Below are 21,760 nucleotides of genomic sequence, written 5' to 3' on the forward strand. Positions count from 1 at the left end.
CAACAATTTGAGCCATTTAAATCTCCATCCCTCCTATAACAAAATTATTCAAAGGTATGAAAGCATATTATGTACCCTTAGTTATTGTTAGGATTAACACAACACGAGACATAACCTCAACCCATATTTTACTTTATTTATCTATAATATGTATTGAGAAAGAATGTAAATTCGAATCCTTTCCATAACCCAACTATTGATCGTTTTTTCACCTATTATAATTAGTTATTTAGAATTTCATAATAAAAAACTGTAAAAAAAATAACGAGTCCCTTAACGTACAGGAAGCGCTTGAAAAATATGTCTATACGCACAATTTTCTTTTTTTGATATGGTGACCCCATCGCCATCAAGCTAAGGTTTTGAAGTACCCACTAAATGAAATTTTTCTTTCTCTACAGTTAGTTATTTTGAGAAGTCATCTCATTTTTTTGTTTTTGGGGTGTTTCTTTTTCTTAAGTTGATGGATGTGGGGTCTCGCCACATCGCTATCAAGCTAAGCTTATACAACTTCAATTATAGTAGAGGTTATTTCTTTTTTCTAAAGGCTACGTGTAGGGAATTTAAAGATTTGCATACGAAATAAACCCTAACGGGTTTCATTTTTTTGATTTAAGCCGCTTGATTATCAGACATGATACAATTGTAAACGACACCTAATATATCAAAGACTGTTTTCTTCTCATACCTATGAGATTTTCGCCCGTTTTGCTGTAAGAGTTTGAACAGGCGAATGAGAATCTTTGATAGCTCTTGGGTGTCTTTCTGTATAGCTTGGAAAAGAAGAAGAAAGTAATCTTTAATCATATATATGGCCTTATATTCACTCAGTTCTCGTTTCTTTTTCATAAGAAGTAATTGCCGCATTTGAAACATAGTAGAAGAACAGAGTAAAATGGCAATCAGTTGCCCATACAAATGGCATTCTAATCGTTCTCGTTTTATTTTTTTACAATGGTGAATATGAAAGAATGATTTCCACGTTTTAAATAAAATCTCGATTTGCCAACGTAAAGAATACCAATCATGCACTTGTCCCATCGGGACAATCTCTATAGGCGTGTTTGTCATATATACATTGATACCACTGAGTCGTTTGCTACGGGGAGAATACTTCATTCCTTTCTTTTTTTCTCGTATAGCTTGATCCCGCAATCTTTTTTGTTGCTGTTCTGCTGTAAGTCGATGAACAATGACACGAGCTAGTACTTTATCGACCATTCCTACATAAGCATCAGATATTTCATGTGTTTGTCCTGGCTGAAGAGAATTCATTACTACCTCCATATCTACCTGTTTATATTCTGTTCCCTTCTTTAGTTTTCCATTTTGATAATAAGTAGGATTGGGATTTTTTTGATAAATACGTGTATTCGATTTGATACGTGAGATGTAATAAGCCTTTTTATCCTGTATATATTGAAGATCTTTCAGATGAAAATAGCCTAAATCCCGAATACACAAATCATCTTCTTTTACAGTGGGTACGCAAAGAGAACCGTAAGTTCGATCATGTTGTTTCCCTGGTCCTGTATGAATATGTAGAAAACGCCCACTTAAAAGATCATACTCAAGTTGAATTTTCATTCCTGCAGTATGGCTGCAACCTCCCGCACCAGGATAAACGGAAGAAAATATATTCGGAAGCTGAAAAGCCGTAGAATCTAGAATACGAATACGCTTAAAAATTGAAGTACATGGAGAAGCAATTGATATAGATGAAGTTAATTTTTTGTTTAAGAGCTCAGCTAATATATGTTGTAAAAGTTGTACAGCTGCTGGATTAAATCGTTGATTCAGTCCCTCAGGACTGATAAGTATTTCTGTTGATGCCTCTAAACAACTAGATAGCTGAGCTAAAGAAGTTGTCGCGACATTTTGACTCATCCATACACATAAAGCGACTAAATCTTGTGCTTGATATTTACTAATCCGCTTTACAAAACCAACACTTCGCGCAACAGACCTTAAGGTCTTTGGAGATAGGGCACTTTGAATCTCTTGAGCAAATAGTTGTAATTCGTCAGACACAGAAACAGACATAAAAAACGCCATCCTTTCCTATGATTCTACAGAAAGAATAGCGTATTTTTTCATTTTAGAGGAATTTTATATTGTCGGCTTGATAGCAATGTGGTGCTACCTCATCGCCATCAACTTAAAAAAATCATTGCAACATTTCTTTAGAAATTAAAGCTTTAATTGAACCAATTCTAAAAACTTGTTCACTTTTGATGGACTTGAAAAATTAGAGAATACAATAAAATCATCTTTATGATTCATTGTTAATTTTTGGATAACAGGAAGAGCAGATATCTCTAAAATTAGACCTCTTGTATCACCGAAGTTCGAAATTTCAGTGTATTCATACTCCCACTTAAGTCCTTTTCCAAACATAGCATCAGCACAGAACAATAGCTTTTTATTTGTAGCAACTAAGATTCCAGATCTACTAATATAACCAAAATTTATTGTGCAATAAATTGTAGAAAGGATTTCTTCATTGTTTTTCAAATGTTCTTTTACGGTCTCTAAATTGGCTTTCACAATTAATTCCTCCATGGTTGATTGTTAATAGTAAACTACATAAATTTTATACAATACTTATTATTGACGTTTCTTATGCATTTATTATTACATTTAAATAAAGATAGAACTATCTAATAACCTTACATAAAGGTGACAATTTTGTAATAAATTCAATAATATTAAGAGTGTTTAATACAGCACAATTTAAAACAAGGTTAAAATGACTCAAAAAACACTTAACAGGTTTTTTTTCAAAGATACTAGTATACCAATAACTTGAAATTCATGGAATTTTATGAGTTTATTCATATAGCGCCACACTGGCATCAAACTAGGCCAAAACAAAAAATTTACAATTTTCGTTTTGGGGGCACTTCTAAATATTAGCTTGATGGCGATGGGGTCTCGCCACATATCCATCAAGTTATCTAAATAAAATACCCTCTAAAAATTAAGGGTATTCAAAAATAAAAATAGACATTTATTTACTTCGTTTGTTATAATTCAAACAAAATAAAAAAACGTTTACATTTTACACTTAACGATATCAAATTTACTGGAGGGGACAAAGATGAAAAAAGCACTTTACATCAATATAGGTGGAGAAGGACACTTAAATCCAACGTTAGGATTAGTACAGGATTTAGTACAACGTGGAGACAACATTGTCTATTATTCATCAAATGATTTTAAAGAAAAAATCAAAAAAGCAGGTGCACAATTCCGTCCTATCAATCAAGAGGCACAAAGAGAGCTTTCGGAAACTATGAATCTTATGACTTCCCATCCTCAAGAGTATTTATTACACTTCTTTCATGCTATGGAAAGAATTACTGATTCCATTTTTGAAGAAATCTCCAAAGAAACATACGATTACATCCTCTATGATGCACAGTCTTTACCTGGAAAATGGGTTGCTCACCATAGAGGTTTAGCATCTATTGCAACTTGGACCACGTTTGCTTTTTCACAAGAACTAAAAGAAAATATGAACCTGACAGGAACAAGAAACATAGAACAAAAACAGGAACGTTTAGCCATGCTACAAGCATTTTTGCAATTAGAAGAAATAGCAAAAATGAAACAATATTTAGAAGGAAAATATGAAGTATCTCTATCTGATAATTTTTTACTTTGTCCGGGTTCAGGCGATTTGAATATTGTTTTTACTTCTCGCTATTTCCAAAGAAACAGCAAGGATTTTAAGGATGACTATATTTTTATCGGTCCTTCCATTGCTGAAAATGAAACTCTAAATGATTTTTCGGTTGATGAATTAAAAGGAGAACGTGTGATTTATATTTCTATGGGAACCATAATTAATAATCAGCCTGAATTCTATCAAAAATGTTTTGTCGGTTTAAAAGATCTCAATGCGAAAGTAGTACTTAGTATAGGCAAACAATTAACAGTGGAGCAGCTAGGAGATATACCTGATAATTTTATTGTTGGTAACTATCTTCCACAATTAGATATACTGCGTCAAGCGGATGTATTTATTAGTCATTGTGGAATGAATAGCACAAGTGAATCACTTTATTTTGAAGTACCTCTAGTTATGCTCCCATTTATAAATGATCAGCATACGATTGCTGAGCGAGTATACGAACTTGGCGCAGGATTTATGTTAAATATCCAGCAATTATCGGCCGAGGATTTAAAACGTGCCGTTAATGAAGTGTTGCAGCATTCGATTTACAAAGAGAATGCCAAAAAAATTAGTCAATCATTCCGTGAGGCAGGTGGTTATATCAAAGCTGTTGATGAGATTATTACATTTACTCGTTAATTCTGCTATGTATGCCACTCAAGGCCTATTAACTTAAGAATTTTATAACACCCTATAACAAGAATATAGAAGATAGAAGAAATGCTGGCAGTATCCCATAATCATCAAGCTAAGAAATTAAATACCCCATCACTATCAATTCTTAAGTTGATAGTAATGGGGTACAGCCACATCGCTATCAAGCTAAGCTTATGCAAAGTCCATTTTAGGCGAAATTGTTTCTTTTTCTAAAGGGCAAGTGTAGGTGATTGAAAGATTTGCATACGAAATAAACCCTAGCGGGTTTCACTTTTTTGAATTAAGCGGCTTGATTATCAGACAGGGTACAATTGTAAACGACACCTAATATATCAAAGACCGTTTTTTTCTCATATCGATGAGATTTCCGCCCGTTTTGCTGTAGAAGGTTGTACAGACGAATGAGAATCTTTGATAGCTCTTGGTTGTCTTTCTGTATAGCTTGGAAAAGAAGATGAAAGTAATCCTTAATCATATATATGGCCTTATATTCACTCAGTTCTCTTTTCTTTTTCATAAGAAGTAATTGCCGCATTTGAAACATCGTAGAAGAACAGAGTAGAATGGCAATCAGTTTCCCATACAAATGACATTCCAAGCGTTCTCGTTTTATCTTTTTACAATGATGAATATGAAAGAATGATTTCCACGTTTTAAATAAAATCTCGATTTGCCAACGTAAAGAATACCAATCATGTACTTGTCCCATAGGAACAATATTTATAGGAGTATTCGTCATATATACATTGATACCACTAAGCCTTTTACTACGAGCAGAATACTTCATTCCTTTCTTTTTTTCTCTTACAGTTTGATCGTGTAATCGTTTTTGTTGTTGTTCTTTTGTTAGTCGATGAACAATTACACGAGTAGAGACTTTATCGGTCATTCCTACATAAGCGTTGAATATTTCGTGTGTTTGTTCTGGCTGAAGAGAGTTCATTAAAACCTCCATATCTAGCTGGATATACTCTGTACCTTTCTTGATTCTGCCATCTTGAAAATAATCAGGTTTAGGATTTTTTTGATAAATACGTGTATTCGATTTGATACGTGAGATATAATAAGCCTTTTTATCTTGTATATGTTGAAGGTCTTTCAAATGAAAATAGCCTAAATCTCGGATACATAAATCATTCGCTGTTACGGTTGGGGCACACAGGGAACCGTAGGTTCGATCATGTTGTTTACCTGAACCTGTATGAATATGAAGGAATTGACCACTTAATAAATCATACTCAAGCTGAATTTTCACCCCGGCTGTATGACTACATCCTCCTGCACCTGGATAAACGAATGAAAAAGGATCTGGAAGTTGAAATGCAGTTGAATCTAAAATACGAATACGCTTGAAAACAGAAGTGTATGGCGAAGAAATCGGCATAGATGCGGCCAATTTTTTGCTTAGTAGTTCGGCTAGTAGCTGTTGTAAGAGTAGGACGGCCGACTTATTAAACCGTTGATTCAGTCCCTCAGGACTGATGAGTACTTCTGTTGATGCTTTTAAACAGCTAGATAACTGAGTTAAAGAAGTCATAGCTACATTTTGGCTCAGCCATACACATAAAGCTACTAAATCTTTTGCTTGGTACTTACTGGTTCGTTGTACAAAACCAACATCTCTAGCAAGATCCCGTAAGGCATTTGGAGATAAAAAACTTTGAATCTCTTGAGCAAATAGTTGTAATTCGTCAGACACAGAAACAGACATACAGAAACGCCATCCTTTCCTATGATTCTACAAAAAGAATAGCGTGTTTTTGCGTGTTATGAAAAGCAAATACCCCAAAATAAGAAATTTGACATCTCCAGATAAAATGTACTGTCATAGACAACAAAAGCAACATAGTTTTATCGATTTTTAAATAAGAAATCTACTTGATTCTTTAAAAATATGGGGGAATTCTAGATATGTAAGAGACCGAAGGCTACTTACTAGATATATTTTAAATCCCTAAAGAATAATGAAGATGTCCTTAAAAAGTAGGAAGTATCATATATGATAAACTTAAATGATTTGGAATCTGGTATCTGGATCTTGTTCGCTCAATTCATAGTGGCTCGTCGAACTTCTACAAGACAGCAGAGCTTTTAAGAACGTCTACAAGGATATTTGAATACAATTGATTTTGCCAAAGAAGCTGTGCCTGTATGGAATATTTTTGAGCAAACAGTAGACGGCTGTATGATTACAATAAAGCCATGGATTATACAAGAAGATTGTAGATATACAAAGTTGTATATTGATGCATAAAATTACTTAATAAATTATACAGATAAAAAGCGTGGCTATTTTTAGACCATGCTTTTATTTTGTTAATGAGTTCTTTTTAAGTGTGAATTTAAAAGAAAATACTACATTTTTGGAGTAATGAATGGAAAAAAGCGGGAGTTTTTTTCTTGATTTTAAAAGGAACGCTATTGAAATGTCTTTTACAAATGGTACAACTTATTAGTAAACATCCTTTTTTGTTTCATTATATTTAAACCATTGTGTATTTTATATTTTTTAGGGAGAAAATAAATAAAGGGAAATCAATAAACAAGAATATATACCATGAAGTAAGGGACAATTGCATGCTGATATTGAAAAAATACTCATTTGCTTTTTGAATATTTTAATCGATAAGAATAGTAGAGTTAAGAAAGGAAAAAATAATGAAACTAGGTTTAGCTTTAGGTGGCGGTGCTGTACGGGGATTAGCACATATTGGTGTACTAAAAGTATTAAAAAAGCATAACATTCCCATTGATTTTATTGCAGGAACCAGTATGGGAGGAGCCATTGGTGGATTAATTGCTGCCGGCATTGATGTGGAAGAAATTGAGGATTTTGTTCTTACTACTACACCATCGTATCGCATGGTTGATTTGGGGATTGGAAAAAGGGGGCTTGTGGCAGGAAATAAACTGTATGGAATGTTACTTCAATTTTTAGAACAAAAGGGATTATCCAATATTCAAATTGAACAACTTCCAATTCCATTTCGTGTGGTCTCTGTAGATTTAAAAAAGGGAAAAGTTTTCATTTTCGAACAAGGAAATTTAAGTTTAGCTATTCGAGCAACTACATCCGTACCTGGACTTTTTATACCTGTAAAGCATGAAGATAAAGTATTAGTGGACGGAGGAATATTCAATAATTTGCCAACGGATATCCCACGAAAAGCAGGAGTAGAAATTGTGCTCGCTGTAGATGTGGAGAGAGAGCATGAGGAAAGAGAGCCAAGAAGTATAATTGAGGTATTAAATCGATCCTTATCTCTTATGATGGTTGAAATGAGAAGAAAAAATCTTCAGTTTGCAGATGTAATTTTTCGTCCAAGTGTAGGACAGATTCAAGCATTTGATATTACAAAGATTAAAGAATGTATAGACGCTGGAGAACAAGAGGCAGAACGAAAAATCATGGAAGTAGTTTCATTAATTAAAAATTGAAATCGAAATTGACAATGCGGAGTTGACTTCAATGACAAACATATTAAAAAAAGGATTGACATTAGGATTAGGAATGATAGTTACTACACAAGAACAAGCTAAAAGAATTGCAGATGAGCTAGTGAAACGAGGAGAATTAAATCAAGAAGAATCTAAAGAGTTTATTAAAGAGATGCATGAAAAAGGAAAAGAAACCAAATTAGAGTTAGAACAACTAATCAATGAAAAAACAAAAGAATTATTAGGCGAATTAAATATAGCTACCAAAGAAGATATCCAACGACTAGAACAGCGTATTGCAAACATAGAAAATCAACAAAATAAATTTGAGTAAGTGTATTATAAGGAGGATGTATTATTCTTGAAAATAAGAATACGACACATTCAACGTTATCGTGATATCGCAATGGCCTTTTCTCGTAATGGGTTTGGGCTGATTGTTAAGGAATTGGGGCTGCAAGACTTACTTTCACTTTCTAAACGATTTAATACGGTGGAACAGCCGGAAATTCATTTGAAAACAAAAGCTGAGCGCATTCGATTGTTCTTAGAAGAATTAGGCCCCACTTTTATAAAAATGGGGCAAATTGCTAGCACAAGACCGGATTTAATCCCGGATGACATCATTCATGAGTTGGAAAAACTTCAAGATAAGGTAGCTTCTTTTTCTTATCAGGAAGTAAAACAGATAATTGAAGAGGAATTAGATTGTACTATAGGAGATACATTTGAAGAGATTGAAGAAAAGCCTTTGGCTGCAGCTTCTATTGGACAAGTCCACTATGGATTATTGAAATCTGGTGAACGAGTAGCAATTAAAATTCAACGTCCTAATATCGAAACAATTATTAAGACCGATTTAGAAATTTTGCAGCATTTAGCAGAACTCGCTGAGCTTCGATTGGAGTGGGCTGCTAGATATCAGATACGTAATATTATTGCAGAATTCTCTAAATCTCTTCAAGCTGAATTAAATTACACAATAGAGGGCCAAAATGCAGAAAAGGTAGCTCACCAATTTAAGTATCATCCTGATATTTGTGTTCCGAAAGTCTATTGGGATTATACATCTTCAAAAGTACTGACTATGGAATACATGGAAGGAATAAAATTGAATGAGTTCAAAAAATTGGATGACCAAGGGCTAAATCGTAAGGTACTAGCTGAACGGGTAGTTCAAGCTATCCTTCATCAAATTCTAATTGAAGGCTTTTTTCATGGCGATCCACACCCTGGTAATATTCTTTTGTTACCAGGCGAAGTCATTGCTTTTATGGATTTTGGTATGGTTGGAAGTCTTAGCCCTGAATTAAAACAGCATTTAGCGTCGTTAGTTATTTCTATGATGCGTCAAAATACAAGAGGGGTTATCAAAGCGATTACAGGGATGGGGTTGGTACCTGATGATGTAAATATGAAACAACTGACAACTGATGTGGATTATTTAAAACAAAATTATTATGATGTCCCTTTAAGCCAGGTTAGTCTTGGGAAAGCTCTCCATGAATTATTTAATATTGCATATAAGCATCATATTCAAATTCCATCAGATATAACGTTATTAGGAAAAACTCTTCTTACTATTGAAGGGGTGGTGGAAAAGTTAGATCCCGAACTTAGTATCCTTAAAGTAGCTGAACCTTTTGGTCGTCAATTATTAAAGGAACGTTATCATCCAAAAAAAGTTGCAGAGGATGTACTAGACTATGTAATAGAAAATGGAGAGATTTTGATTCAACTCCCAAAACAACTCAAAGAATTAACCTCTGTAATGCAAAAGGGTAAAATGCGTATAGCCATAACAATCCCAGAATTGAACCTATTATTAACAAAATTAGATCGTATCAGTAATCGACTTTCATTTAGTATTGTATTGCTTTCCTTTAGCATCATCATGATGGGTCTTATTATTGGTTCAGCATTGAGTAGGAAATCCACTCTTCTTTGGAACCTACCAGCCATTGAAATTGGATTTGGAGTAGCAATTTTGATGTTTCTTTGGTTGTTATATTCTATATTTAAATCGGGTAAATTCTGATTTTGTATAAAAAAGAAAAGTAATATCTCTTCTTATATTGCAAGAATGATATCACTTTTCTTTTTAAAGATATAAATGGTATTTATTTACGTTTTCTAAATAAAACAATTAAAGCTGGTAATATCGTTAAAGCACAGAGTAAAGAAAGTGTTGTGTCTATAACGGTTGTAATACCAAATTCACGTAAAATTGGGAAGTTTACAAAGATTAATGCTGAAAATCCAACAATTACTGTTAACCCAGAAGCGGTAATTGCTTGTCCAACTTTTGAAAGAGAAACACGAATTGCTTCTTGAGCAGACAATCCTTTTTCCTCTTCCTCGCGAAATCTTTCCATAATAAGAATGGTAAACTCTGTCCCAATTCCAAGTACAAGACAGCTAAGAGCGGTTGTAAGTGGATTATATGAAATATCGAGTAATTTTAAAGCGCCAGGTGAGAATCCTAATACTAAAGCAATTGGTATCAACGGATATAAAGCATGTTTTACACGGCGATACACAAGGAATAACGATAGGAAAATAATTAAAAGTCCTGCACCAATCATGAGTTCACTGTTTGCACCGATATTATCGATACCGTATAACATCATAACTTGTGCGCCTGCAGGCTTAATTTTCACACCATCTATCGCTTTCATATCTTTCGATATTTTATGCATCAATTTTAGTTGATCAGCAGAAGAAAGATCTGGATTTACTTGATATTGGATCGTTGCATATTTTTTATTTGCGCTCATAACAGTGTCTTTTAATGAACTTGGCACGTTTTCAAGTTCATTTGTTATTTGTGAAGCAGAGTCTGGTAGTGTATCTTTTCCATTGATTTGTAAAATAACACTAGGAAGTGAGATAACATCACTCACATCTTTATATTTACTATCAACCTTTCTACTTTCTTCTTGCATCCAAGACATTACTTTTGGTTCCGTGACATCCTCCGCTTCTACTAAATACGTAATATACGTTGTAGATCCAACTATCTTTTGTAAATGCTTTGTATTTTTTAATGATTCCATGTTCTGTGGAATCATTTTGGTTAAATCTGTTTCAGTTGGTATAGACTTTTCTGCCATAAATCCAAGGCCAGATAAAATAACGGAAACAATTAAGATAGGAATAGCAAATTTCATAGCGATATTAGCATATTTATTTAAAAATCGTGCTAATAACGTATTTTCATTTTGTTTGACCTTAATAGTAGTTACTGTTTTTTTATGATCCAATAAGTAGAATGTTGAGAACATTAGTACTAACTCAACCACATAACAGAATAAAACACCCATTGCTAAAGTTAAACCAAATTGTTGCATCATTGGTGCTTTAGATAAATACATTGTTAGGAAGCTTAAGGACATGATAACAACTGCAATTCCTACGCCTGGTCCAATATGGCGTACTGCATTTCGTATTGCAAGTTCTGCGTCAAATTGACTATTTTTAAATTCTTCTTCGTATCTGTTATGAAATTGAACGCCAAAGTCAGTGCCAAGACCAATAATGATTGGTAATGTTGCCATAGTTGCGAGTGTAATTGGAATTCCAGCCCAACCCATAAATCCAAATGTCCATATTAAACCAATTAATACAAAGCCTAATGAAATAATGCGTCGTCTAACAGGGAATACAAAGAATAATACAACAATCATTAATATAACCGCTAGACCAAGCATAATCCCTAAAGTTTTGATAACTTCTTCTTGTATATCACCAAGGATAGTTGGCATTCCAGCTACTTTAACTGTTACACCTGAATTGAAATTTGTATTTTTAATAAGTTCATTTAACTCTTTATTTATACGTACATAGGTCGTAATTTCTGTATTATCGGATGTATGAAGCTGAATGATAACATGTTTCCCATTTTGAGGGATAAGCTGTTTGAATTGTTCTGGTACTTTTCCTTGATCAGAAAAAATGATTTCATGAAGTAAATCATTATTCATGTTTTGTACATTTGGTAAAGCCTTAACAATATCTCTTTGCATATTGTCTTTTTGTTGTTGTGTTAAGATGCTTTTTGTATAATCCGTTACTTCGTCATTCTGTGTGTCTGTTAAAACAGCTTTCATGATTTGTTCTTGTTCATCAGCTGTTGGCATATGACCTAGAGCAACCAATTGTTTTTGCACTTCTTGCATTTGTTCGGTTGTAAGTTGTTGTTGAATAAATGTACCCATTTTTTCACGTTGCTCATCAGTTAAACTATTTTTTACGTTATTATTAATTTCGCTCATTTTTTCGCTTGAAATAGAATTTTTCAATACTTTTTCTAAATTCTTGTTTGTTTCCCCTTTATCAAATGCTGAAAATGACGGGGAAGGAGAGTTTAACATTTCATTTAATAACCCTACATAATGCGTTGATCCTGTAATATCTTTAATATCTTCTGCCTTTTTGGTGAATTCTACAATTGCTTTATTTGTTTCTTGTGAAATTAACTTATCGTTATCTCCACTAAGTAATACATATATCCCATCTCCACCAAATTGTTTTTGATACGTAGCCGTATCTTTATAAACATCTGATGTATTACTTAGGAATACATCGTTTCCCATCTTCATTTCAAGTTTTGTAATGCCGAATCCGAAAAAGATTGTTAGAAATAAAATAAGTGCAATATTTATCTTTGCGTACTTGATAATGAAATGTCCAATCTTGTCAAAAATTTTATTCATGTTTCACTTCCTCCTTTGTTATGCTTCTTAATCTAGCATAGGGTTTAGAGGAAATCGATGAACACAAAATAACATATGTCTCAAAATGAGACATATGTGCTAAAATGGTTCATTTATCTATAAATTCTTAGAAATCTGAATCAATTCTTCTTTTGAAAATGGATATTCATTGCTTACCCATTTTTTTATAATCTCAAAAAAACCACTACAATAAAAATCACATGAAACTTTTGGATAAGCAGAGTTCCGGATTTTCATGGAAAGTGAATCGTTATATTCTAATGAATTTTCATATAAAATTTTTGCGCCAAATTGAATTAACTTGTCGTATAACTCAAGGTTACTATTTTTACTGGTAACGTTAAAAAACAATGTTCGATTAGCATCTATGTATTCAATTACCTCTTCAAATAATGTATGTTCTATATCTAAACCTTGATTAGTTTGTTCAAATAATGTTATAGCGATAGAATTGATTGTATCACTAAAAAGCTCATACTTGTCATCATAATAACGATAAAATGTACTTCTATGTATCATTGCTTTTTCACAAATGTGATTAATTGTGATATCTAAGAATGTTTTTTCGTTTAATAAATCCAAAAATGTATCTCTTATTAAAGTTTGTGTACGTAAACGAGTGTGATTACCCAATGTATGTATCCTCCTTATATTTGAAGCGAAAGTACTGCTTTAAATTATACTGGCTTTAGTTGGCTGATTCTTATTTTTCTTTAGTATGTCTTAATAAATTAAGATATGGAATTTTTTTATAACGATTTAAAAGATTGTATATAAAACTGATAACCCATGCAATGTAATAGAGTATTGAGATTTATTTGTTCAGTCACATATTAAGTATTTAATAAAAACTATAACAGGAACATAACATTAGACAAGAGAAGTTACAAAAGCTAATTGAAGAGGACTTTTAATTGGAATATGGAGGAGAGTGAACGAGAGGCTTTCAATCAAATGTATTAATATAAAATTAAAACTCCCAGTTTCCTGGGAGAAGAAGTTTAAAATCTCAATATGTTTGAGAGCGTATTGAGAGAAGCATAATTATACTATCGGTATGTTTATAAATTTATCATAAGTATTAGAGAAAAACGATGAACAAAATCGTGCATTTGTATCAAAATAAGACAAGTGTCTCAAAAAAGTTTTGCTTTAGATAAATTTTTTTATAGAGCTAGCTATATATCAAGCAAAAGTTGCAAGATAGACACCTATTGGGTACAAGGTTCAAGAGAAAAGTAGTTACATTATATTAGTTAAAAGATATTGCAGGGTAAAAAAGTTATTAAAAATGGTATAGGGAATATATAGGGAAACGTAGAAAAATTTGCTAGAGATCACAATCATGAGAATTTTATAATACAGGAAGATAAAAATGGCATGAACAAATAGTACACAAGCATCTTGTGCTTTACAGTAAAATTAAACATGAATTATTATATCGTTAGTTTAGAACCATCTTTTAATAAGACAAAAGCTTACCTCTTCGTATATACAAATCGTCGAATCAACTCAATCTTCCTATTCTGAGTTATATCAATCAACAGCGATTTCGAAACGCATGACCGTCAAATGCGTCGGTTACGGATTGGCACCGGAGCACGTTTATCCAGCCTGCACACGACGATGTGGTTTAAGCTACATATATTGTCCATCAGTACCTCATCAACACCAAGTTGAAATTTTATAATGCCCCAAAAACGAAAAATTAGAGTCCTTTTTAGCAATGAAGTTCATTTTTTTCGTTTTGGGGGCAACCTGTTCTGTTAGCTTGATGGCGATGGGGCGGTACCCCTTATAGTGCAAAATAACAATTAAAATAGATGAAAAATAATCCTAAAGTGAAATCGTATGGAACTTAGATGTAACTAAATACTGTCTCAAAAATAATTTGTCACAATATAATTCTTCTACCTTTTTGTTACATGATTGTTTATTAATTAGGATTTTCTGTCTTATTCCCCTTTTTCGGTGAATAGGCAAAGAAATTCTACCATAAATCGTAATGATTATTATTTATTGCGAATTTCATAAAGATGTATTATACTAGGTTCGCAAACTAAAGCGTAATCATTACGTTTTATATTAAGACGATATTTTCTTCATAGAATTGGAGGAAATAAACTTGTAAAAAAGAAAAGAGGAGAATTTTATGCTAAAAAAATCAACTATGTTTTCATTCCTACTTATTTTCACTTTAATTTTTGCTGGTTGCTCAAATAAAAAAGAAGAGACTGCAAAAAAAGATGAAAAGCTAACAGTTTATACAACTATTTTCCCACTTGCTGATTTCGCAAAAAAAATTGGTGGAGACTATGTAAATGTTGAAGCAATTTACCCTCCTGGTGCAGATTCTCATACATTTGAACCAAGCCAAAAACAAACAGTGAAAGTTGCAAAAGCTGATTTATTCATTTATAACGGTGCAGAATTAGAACCGTTTGCTGAAAAAATGGAAAAAACCTTACAAAAAGAAAATGTTAAAATTGTAAATGCATCAAAAGGAATCGAACTGCGTGCCGCAACCGAAGATGAACATCATGATCATGGAGATGGACATAAAGAAGATGAACATCATCACGATAAAGACCCACACGTGTGGTTAGATCCTATACTAGCGATGAAACAAGCTGAAAAAATCAAAAATGCTCTTGTAGAATTACAGCCTGATCATAAACAAGAATTCGAAAAGAATTTTGCAGCACTTCAAACTAAATTTACAGATTTAGACGATCGATTTAAAGCTGCTGTAGCAAATGCAAAAACGAAAGAAATTTTAGTTTCCCATGCAGCCTATGGCTACTGGGAACAACGCTATGGTTTAAAACAAATTCCTATTGCTGGGATTTCAGCTTCTGATGAACCATCTCAAAAAAAGCTTGCTGAAATTACAAAAACAGTTAAAGAATACGGTCTAAAATACATTTTATTCGAAACGTTTTCTACTCCAAAAGTAGCATCAGTTATTCAGAAAGAAACTGGTACAAAAATTTTACGCTTAAATCACCTTGCTACTATTTCTGAAGACGATGCGAAGAATAATAAAGATTACTTCACTTTAATGGAAGAAAACGTGAATTCTTTAAAAGAAGCAACACAATCCGCATCAGTTGCAGAGAAGCTTTCTGAAAAGCAAGAGCAAACAACTGAAAGTCATACACATGAAAATGAACACGATCACAGTCATAATCATAGTCATGCTCATGACAAAGCAACAGAAAGAATTTATGAAGGATATTTTGAAGACAACCAAGTGAAGGATCGACCACTCTCCGATTGGAAAGGAGACTGGCAATCGGTATATCCATATTTACAAGATGGAACGCTTGATGAGGTATTTGCATACAAAGCGAAACATAAAGGTAAAATGTCAGCCAAAGAATATAAGGAGTATTATAATGAAGGATATCAAACAGATGTGAACCGTATCGTGATTCAAGGAGATACTGTAACATTCTACAAAAACAAAGAAGAATATTCTGGTAAGTATATCTATGATGGATACAAAATTTTGACATATGATGCAGGGAATAGAGGTGTAAGATACATATTTAAACTAGCAGAAAAAACAGAAGGAGTTCCTCAATATATTCAATTTAGTGATCATGGTATTTATCCGAATAAAGCTGATCACTACCACTTGTATTGGGGTGACAATCGTGAAGCTTTATTGGATGAAGTCATACACTGGCCTACCTACTACCCATCGGATATGGATGGACATGATATTGCCCACGAGATGATGGAGCATTAAATTAGGAGCCACGATGATTATTTCTTTGACAAATATGTAAGATTCAAAGGTTATCAGTCTAGAATAGCATTGTTTAATACTCAAAAGTTAACTATAAAAAATACTCCTTTATAATAACGAGTGATTTATACATGCTCTTGGTAGATATTTTAGTAAATGTACTAAATCAAATAAATTGAGAAAAAGTAATCCTACACTTCGGTAAACGGGCTTGTAAAGATACGGTTGCAATAGAATTGTTTGTGGAAGTAGGGTGTTCACCTAACGTGAAATCAACTGAACTAAAAGCAGAAGAAATTCATTTAATTACTAATATAAACCATAAAATGAAATTAGCGGTAAATCGTTTATGCGTATAATGCATCTAATCCCTAAAAATTCATATTTTTGGGGAGTTTTCTTTAAATAAATTATATTCTTTCGAATTTATTTATTTTGTTTAACATTAGGTTAAATGGATATTATATAGATCTAAAAAATTTCAGTTTAGAGTTTCTTGTCCCAACTAAGTTCTCGAAATGAAAGTAGGAAATTATTTTATAGTGTACAATGCTAAATTATCTACTGATACATTTCATTTAGTACCCACTTTCCTGTCCATATATCGAGATAAGAAAATGGGTACTTTTTTAAACAAAGACACCAAAGTGGAAACTTTGTAAAAATAGCAAATACTAAATAGATGTGAAGTTAAAATCCAGTTCTATAGTAGTAACAAAAATATTCATGAAGGATTTACTTTCTTATCTCATTAGCAGGACATGAGAGTCTAAACTTCTTTTAATTTTTTCCATTCTTATGTTGATGGGGATAGGAAAGGATTCCACAAACACCGAACAAGCTTGACAACAAGAGATTACAAGTGTAATATTCAGTTGTGGATTACAAATGTAATACGAGGGGTGTAATTTTAAACAATGAATGAATTACCTAAAATTTCAGAAGCTGAGTTAGAAGTTATGAAAGTACTGTGGTCAAAATCTCCACAAACGGCAAATGAGGTGATTGAAGCGTTAGAGGTGAAAATGGATTGGAAACCAAAAACAATTCGAACGCTGATTAATCGATTAGTCCAAAAAGAAGCAGTTGCTTATCATCAATATAAAGGACGTATGTATGCTTATTATCCTTTGGTATCCCAAGATAGTTATTTACAAGTGGAAACGAAATCTTTACTTAAACGTTTCTATGGTGCAGCATTTAAACCTTTACTTGTAAATTTCTTAAAAGAAGAAAAGCTGTCTTCAGAAGATATTAACGAACTTAAACGTATTCTGGATGAGAAAACTGAGGAAAATCAGAGGAAGGATAGATTATAGTGATAGAAAAATTTATAAATATCTATCTACCTGCTTTTTTTGATTGGATGATTGAGACTTCCATTATGGCTAGTATATTAGTGGGCCTAATTTTGTGTATCAAGGTCTTGTTTAGAAATAAGTTAACTCCACGTTGGCAATATATGCTATGGATCATATTAATTATAAGACTTGTATTACCTTGGTCGCCAGATAGTTCCTATAGTATCTATTCTGTTCTTACTTACAAGAATGATGATGTATTTATTTCTAGCCAAAACCCTGTAGCTAGTATTCTTACAAAAGAACGTATGCAAGAATTGAAGAATATAGATAATACAAAGGAGCTCACAAAAGAAGATACTTATACCTCAAGTTCAACACAAACTACTCAGACAAATAAGACACAAACATATAATAATGAAAAGCAGGATGAAAAGACGGTTCCATTCTATACAATCTTTATATACATTTGGCTTACTGGAGTTATCCTTCTATGCTTTGCTACTTTTATAATGAACAGGCGTTTATTACTTTACATAAAAAAACAACCTGTTATTACAGATGAAAAGATTATCCAGATTTTTGAAAAGTGTAAGCACTCTATGTCTATTCAACGGAATATCCCTCTATTTGTATCTGGAAAGGTTTCCAGTCCAACAGTGTTCGGATTTATTCGTCCCAAGTTGTTATTGTCAACTGTACATATGGAAATATTAGATGAACAACAGTTACGATATATTTTTTATCATGAATTAGCTCACATCAAGCGAAGAGATGTTGGTGTGAACTGGCTTATGCATGGCTTACTCATTTTAAATTGGTTTAATCCAATTCTATGGTATGCCTACTCATGTATGCGGGAAGATCAAGAACTAGCATGCGATGCATTAGCTCTTACATGTATAGATTCAGAGGAACAAATTGCGTATGGACATACTATTATTAGTCTATTGGAACACTACTCAAGTTATTATCAAATACCAAGTATAGCAAATTTTAGTAAAAACAAGAGAGCGTTAAAAAGGAGAATTCTAATGATTAAAAAATTCCAAAAAAAATCATATCGTTGGTCTGCGATAGGGGCTGTGGCAGTGATTGCAGTATCATCTGTATCCTTATTAAACGCCCGTGCTGATCAGCCGACTAACCCTGAGAAACAACAATTAGAAGTGAAAAATAATATGAAAGAATTAAAAACACGAACAGATGCTCCTATACAGCGAATTGTAGAAAAAATGATTGGTACAAAAGAACAAGCAGAAGCAGAATTTTTTGTTTCCGAAGGAGACTATAATACTTTACTTACAGAGATTGGAGTGGCGAGGAATCTGTTTACGAAAGAAGAATTTGATCGATTCATTACATTGGAAACAGAAGCACATATTTTAGATAAAAAAGTAAGGCAAGTAGGAAGTCCTGAAAAGTTAGACCCAGAAGAGGAAAAAAAATATGAGAAAAACAGTGAAGAAATTGGACCATTTAGAGAGAAAATTCATTCGCATTTTAGATTAACTAAAAAGGAAGCACAGAAATATGTTGATTTTCCAATTAACACCCCAAGTTATGTGGTAAAAGGGTTTAAATTAACTGGAGAAGGTGTTAATACACCGATGACTACTGGAAAAATGAATCCCGATTTTATTTATGAATATCAAAATGAAAGTAAAGATAATGTATATATTGTGCACCAATCTGCAGTTACTGCTGAGGGAATAGAATTCTCGAATAAAAAAGCGGATTATAATGAAAAGGTAACAAATTATGAATTAGAAGGTACAAAAATAACCTTAGTTGAAAGTCTTGATACAGAGGAAACCTATAAAGTAATGCAAATGATTGTTCCTGCAAAAGGAAAGAATAGCGCTTTTCAAGTCTTTATTATTGCAGGTGATTTAAGTAAAGAAGAAACAGAGAAAGTTATGCTGTCCTTTCTAAAATAAAAATAGAGTCTCAGGATCCCGTTCTTGAGGCTATATTTTTTAGCTTAAACGAAACCTATAAGTGGGAAGAGAAATTAGTATAGTCTATATAATAAAAAAGTAAAATGATATTTAGATTTGCTAGCTTGATTGAGGTGGATAAAAAATAACAATTTAAAACATAAATTGAATCTAGGTAGGTATATTGTATGGAGAACAGGAGGGAGTATAATTCAAAAAGAAGTAATGGAAGAATACTAGCAAATGGTGATGTATTTTACCGCTATCACCTGGATCTCAAGTAAAACCTCATCATTTAGATATAGTTTTACGTGCCCTTTTATAATAAATGCTATTTCTTCACCTTTATGTGCCACAGGCTCCATAGATGAAGCGGTTTGAGGTAGCTGATTGATTAAAGCCAATTCCAGTGATCCATCTAAATTAGGAGATAATAACTCATACGAAACATTACCGCTTTCAGGGAAAGTTATTTTTATCTTTGGTTAGCTCTTACAACTAATTCTTCTGTATTGGTATTTTCCAAGAAAAAATTTAATAAAAGAATATTTAATGCTACAGAAATTAACTTTAGTGTTTGTAAGGGTGGATTCGTGATCCATTGATCAATCTTACTTAACATGGAAGGCGTTGTATCAGCTATTTCAGCTAAATGTTTACTAGTTAATCCTGCACCTTTTCGAAATGCCATAATTTTTTGAACAACATTAATATTGTTCATATAAATAATCTCCATTAAATGAGTGGAGTATATTAAATTTAAATTAATTTTATTTACTTATACTTAATATAATGTTAATATATATTTAATTAAAATAAATTAATATTAATTTTCAAACTGTCAACTGATGCGAAACCGTGGGAAAAAATCTACTTAGAAGTAAAGGGATTACTGTTATTGAATATACAACAGACTATAGTAAAGCGATAGAAAAAGAAGAATACAAGCTAATAATGTATTCTTAAGTTTTTAAAGGACGTGAAATGAACATGAAACCAGTTTTAAAATATATAATTATTTCCCTTGTTTTTTCAATAGTAGGGGTGTGTTGGGCGCTGTTTGACATCTTTATGTTAGATGCAGACTGGCTATTGATTTGGATAGGTGTATTAATGGCATATCTATCGTTGTATATTGTGATAGGTCTATATAGTAGAAAAACGTACGATTCAAAATTGGCTAAAGTGCTTCTAAAAACAATAATTACAACCTTTAGTTTTGGAGCATTAGGAATATCATTCGGAGTTGTACACGAGATATTAGGACCATTGAGTCTTACTTTAATGACATGGTATTGGTTTATAATGATATTTTTATATTTAATACCAATAATATTATTATCGATTTTAGTATTGGTAAGTAGTAAAAATCATAATTTCCCTGGGGTATATAGTATACTTATAATTCTAAATATACTTCTTACGTTATGGCCGTTATTATGGCCATTATTTATTAATTTTATGGGATCTGGTATGAATGCAAGTGCAGGATGGTAGCAGCTCACAGATTATAAAAAGATTAAATGAAAAAGGTTATGAATTTGAAGCTTATAACCGAATAAAAAAAAGGATGAATAAGTTAAATGAATGGAATAAGAAATTAATATAGGGTTTAAATATTGGTAAGAGTGTGTTTAGCTAAATATATAACAACACGCTCTTTTAACTGGCTATTTTTTATTATTTAAATTTTTAAAAATAATATTGATTAAATGAAAAGAGAGTTTTGCTCTCTTTTTTTGCATTTCAGCAAAACCTTATTAAATGTGAAGTGAAAATTCATTTGGAATTTATATTAGTAACGAAAGATATTCAAGAAGTATCTACTTTCGTGTCTAAAAAGTATCCATTTTCATGTCTCAATAACGGGACATGAAAGTCTAAACTTTTTGAACATAGGACAAGAAACTCTAAACTACTTAGCCAATAATAATACAATAAAAAGAAAGTAAACTTTTACCCAAAAGTTTACTTTCTTTCAATCACTGTGTTTATAACATTTCTTCATATTTCGAATAAATATCCAAAAAGGATACATTCAAAACACTGTTATTTTGTTTGTTATGAACAATTGCTACTTTTACATAAAAAACAGTCGAACAGCTTAAGAATTATATTTACGTGTCCGATTAACTAAAATGATTTATCAAATCAAAAAAGAGAGTGAGGCAGATGAAAATAAAATTCATAGTTGGTAAGTTGAAAGTGTATTTCGAGATTAACAGAGCTACATTTAAATTAATAGACGAGTTAAT

The 21,760-nt window shown here is 32.3% G+C and carries 12 protein-coding genes and 3 pseudogenes; 9 read left to right on the forward strand and 6 right to left on the reverse strand.

The features are described from left to right. Positions 1 to 612: 612 nt before the first annotated feature. Both BAQ53_RS04580 and BAQ53_RS04585 read right to left on the reverse strand, forming a co-directional pair. On the reverse strand, positions 613 to 2,043 hold the full coding sequence (locus BAQ53_RS04580; protein WP_208906529.1) for an IS4 family transposase: 1,431 nt from the start codon (positions 2,041 to 2,043) through the stop codon (positions 613 to 615). Between the two features lie 147 nt (positions 2,044 to 2,190). Then, on the reverse strand, positions 2,191 to 2,547 hold the full coding sequence (locus tag BAQ53_RS04585; protein WP_208906530.1) for a PH domain-containing protein: 357 nt from the start codon (positions 2,545 to 2,547) through the stop codon (positions 2,191 to 2,193). Positions 2,548 to 3,100: 553 nt separating this feature from the next. Here BAQ53_RS04585 and BAQ53_RS04590 point away from each other — a divergent pair. Continuing rightward, on the forward strand, positions 3,101 to 4,318 hold the full coding sequence (locus BAQ53_RS04590) for a macrolide family glycosyltransferase (RefSeq protein WP_046945795.1): 1,218 nt from the start codon (positions 3,101 to 3,103) through the stop codon (positions 4,316 to 4,318). Positions 4,319 to 4,616: 298 nt separating this feature from the next. On the opposite strand, the gene BAQ53_RS04595 is transcribed toward BAQ53_RS04590, so the two are convergent. Continuing rightward, positions 4,617 to 6,047 (reverse strand): IS4 family transposase, encoded by a 1,431-nt coding sequence (locus tag BAQ53_RS04595; RefSeq protein WP_208906531.1) that lies wholly within the window; start codon positions 6,045 to 6,047, stop codon positions 4,617 to 4,619. A 947-nt stretch (positions 6,048 to 6,994) separates the two neighbouring features. On the opposite strand from BAQ53_RS04595, the gene BAQ53_RS04600 reads away from it, so the two are divergent. The 3 genes from BAQ53_RS04600 to BAQ53_RS04610 all read left to right on the forward strand — a co-directional run bounded on the left by BAQ53_RS04600 (position 6,995) and on the right by BAQ53_RS04610 (position 9,812). Further along, entirely contained in the window at positions 6,995 to 7,774 is a 780-nt protein-coding gene (locus BAQ53_RS04600; RefSeq protein WP_208906532.1) for a patatin-like phospholipase family protein, read from the forward strand. Positions 7,775 to 7,805: 31 nt separating this feature from the next. Beyond that, the gene (locus BAQ53_RS04605; RefSeq protein WP_208906533.1) at positions 7,806 to 8,108 is read left to right on the forward strand and encodes a phasin family protein; all 303 of its coding nucleotides are present in this window, start codon (positions 7,806 to 7,808) and stop codon (positions 8,106 to 8,108) included. Between the two features lie 72 nt (positions 8,109 to 8,180). Then, entirely contained in the window at positions 8,181 to 9,812 is a 1,632-nt protein-coding gene (locus BAQ53_RS04610) for an ABC1 kinase family protein (protein WP_208906934.1), read from the forward strand. A gap of 82 nt (positions 9,813 to 9,894) precedes the next feature. Here BAQ53_RS04610 and BAQ53_RS04615 read toward each other — a convergent pair whose 3' ends face one another. Together BAQ53_RS04615 and BAQ53_RS04620 are read right to left on the reverse strand one after the other, a co-directional pair. Further along, a complete protein-coding gene (locus BAQ53_RS04615; RefSeq protein WP_208906534.1) occupies positions 9,895 to 12,489 on the reverse strand; it encodes an efflux RND transporter permease subunit in 2,595 nt (864 codons plus the stop codon). Positions 12,490 to 12,606: 117 nt separating this feature from the next. Beyond that, positions 12,607 to 13,143, reverse strand: coding sequence for a TetR/AcrR family transcriptional regulator C-terminal domain-containing protein (locus BAQ53_RS04620; protein WP_208906535.1), 537 nt, complete (start codon positions 13,141 to 13,143; stop codon positions 12,607 to 12,609). A gap of 1,519 nt (positions 13,144 to 14,662) precedes the next feature. On the opposite strand from BAQ53_RS04620, the pseudogene BAQ53_RS26160 reads away from it, so the two are divergent. From BAQ53_RS26160 to BAQ53_RS04635, 4 genes and pseudogenes are all read left to right on the forward strand, one after another. Then, positions 14,663 to 15,607 (forward strand): annotated as a pseudogene (locus tag BAQ53_RS26160) (metal ABC transporter substrate-binding protein); the annotation flags it as partial. 27 nt (positions 15,608 to 15,634) lie between these two features. Beyond that, positions 15,635 to 16,264: pseudogene (locus BAQ53_RS26165) on the forward strand (ZinT family metal-binding protein); the annotation flags it as partial. Positions 16,265 to 17,181: 917 nt separating this feature from the next. Next, the gene (locus BAQ53_RS04630; protein WP_001004323.1) at positions 17,182 to 17,583 is read left to right on the forward strand and encodes a BlaI/MecI/CopY family transcriptional regulator; all 402 of its coding nucleotides are present in this window, start codon (positions 17,182 to 17,184) and stop codon (positions 17,581 to 17,583) included. Further along, positions 17,583 to 19,505, forward strand: a complete 1,923-nt coding sequence (locus BAQ53_RS04635) for a M56 family metallopeptidase (RefSeq protein WP_000570336.1) — start codon at positions 17,583 to 17,585, stop codon at positions 19,503 to 19,505. The genes BAQ53_RS04630 and BAQ53_RS04635 overlap by 1 nt, the downstream gene beginning before the upstream one ends. Before the next feature lie 252 nt (positions 19,506 to 19,757). On the opposite strand, the pseudogene BAQ53_RS26170 reads toward BAQ53_RS04635, so the two are convergent. After that, positions 19,758 to 20,226 (reverse strand): annotated as a pseudogene (locus tag BAQ53_RS26170) (MerR family transcriptional regulator); the annotation flags it as partial. 269 nt (positions 20,227 to 20,495) lie between these two features. Between BAQ53_RS26170 and BAQ53_RS04645 the strand changes: the two are divergent. Further along, positions 20,496 to 21,002 (forward strand): DUF3902 family protein, encoded by a 507-nt coding sequence (locus BAQ53_RS04645; RefSeq protein WP_000805762.1) that lies wholly within the window; start codon positions 20,496 to 20,498, stop codon positions 21,000 to 21,002. Positions 21,003 to 21,760 lie beyond the last annotated feature (758 nt).

Source organism: Bacillus sp. B25(2016b), from assembly GCF_001679765.1.
GTDB lineage: Bacteria > Bacillota > Bacilli > Bacillales > Bacillaceae_G > Bacillus_A > Bacillus_A thuringiensis_K.

Excerpts from the sequence above, each read along its gene's own strand:
- BAQ53_RS04580 (WP_208906529.1), bottom strand. The coding sequence starts at position 2,043 with ATGTCTGTTTCTGTGTCTGACGAATTACAACTATTTGCTCAAGAGATT.
- BAQ53_RS04605 (WP_208906533.1), top strand. The coding sequence starts at position 7,806 with ATGACAAACATATTAAAAAAAGGATTGACATTAGGATTAGGAATGATA.
- BAQ53_RS04630 (WP_001004323.1), top strand. The coding sequence starts at position 17,182 with ATGAATGAATTACCTAAAATTTCAGAAGCTGAGTTAGAAGTTATGAAA.
- BAQ53_RS04645 (WP_000805762.1), top strand. The coding sequence starts at position 20,496 with ATGAAACCAGTTTTAAAATATATAATTATTTCCCTTGTTTTTTCAATA.
- BAQ53_RS04595 (WP_208906531.1), bottom strand. The coding sequence starts at position 6,047 with ATGTCTGTTTCTGTGTCTGACGAATTACAACTATTTGCTCAAGAGATT.
- BAQ53_RS04590 (WP_046945795.1), top strand. The coding sequence starts at position 3,101 with ATGAAAAAAGCACTTTACATCAATATAGGTGGAGAAGGACACTTAAAT.
- BAQ53_RS04615 (WP_208906534.1), bottom strand. The coding sequence starts at position 12,489 with ATGAATAAAATTTTTGACAAGATTGGACATTTCATTATCAAGTACGCA.
- BAQ53_RS04600 (WP_208906532.1), top strand. The coding sequence starts at position 6,995 with ATGAAACTAGGTTTAGCTTTAGGTGGCGGTGCTGTACGGGGATTAGCA.
- BAQ53_RS04610 (WP_208906934.1), top strand. The coding sequence starts at position 8,181 with ATGGCCTTTTCTCGTAATGGGTTTGGGCTGATTGTTAAGGAATTGGGG.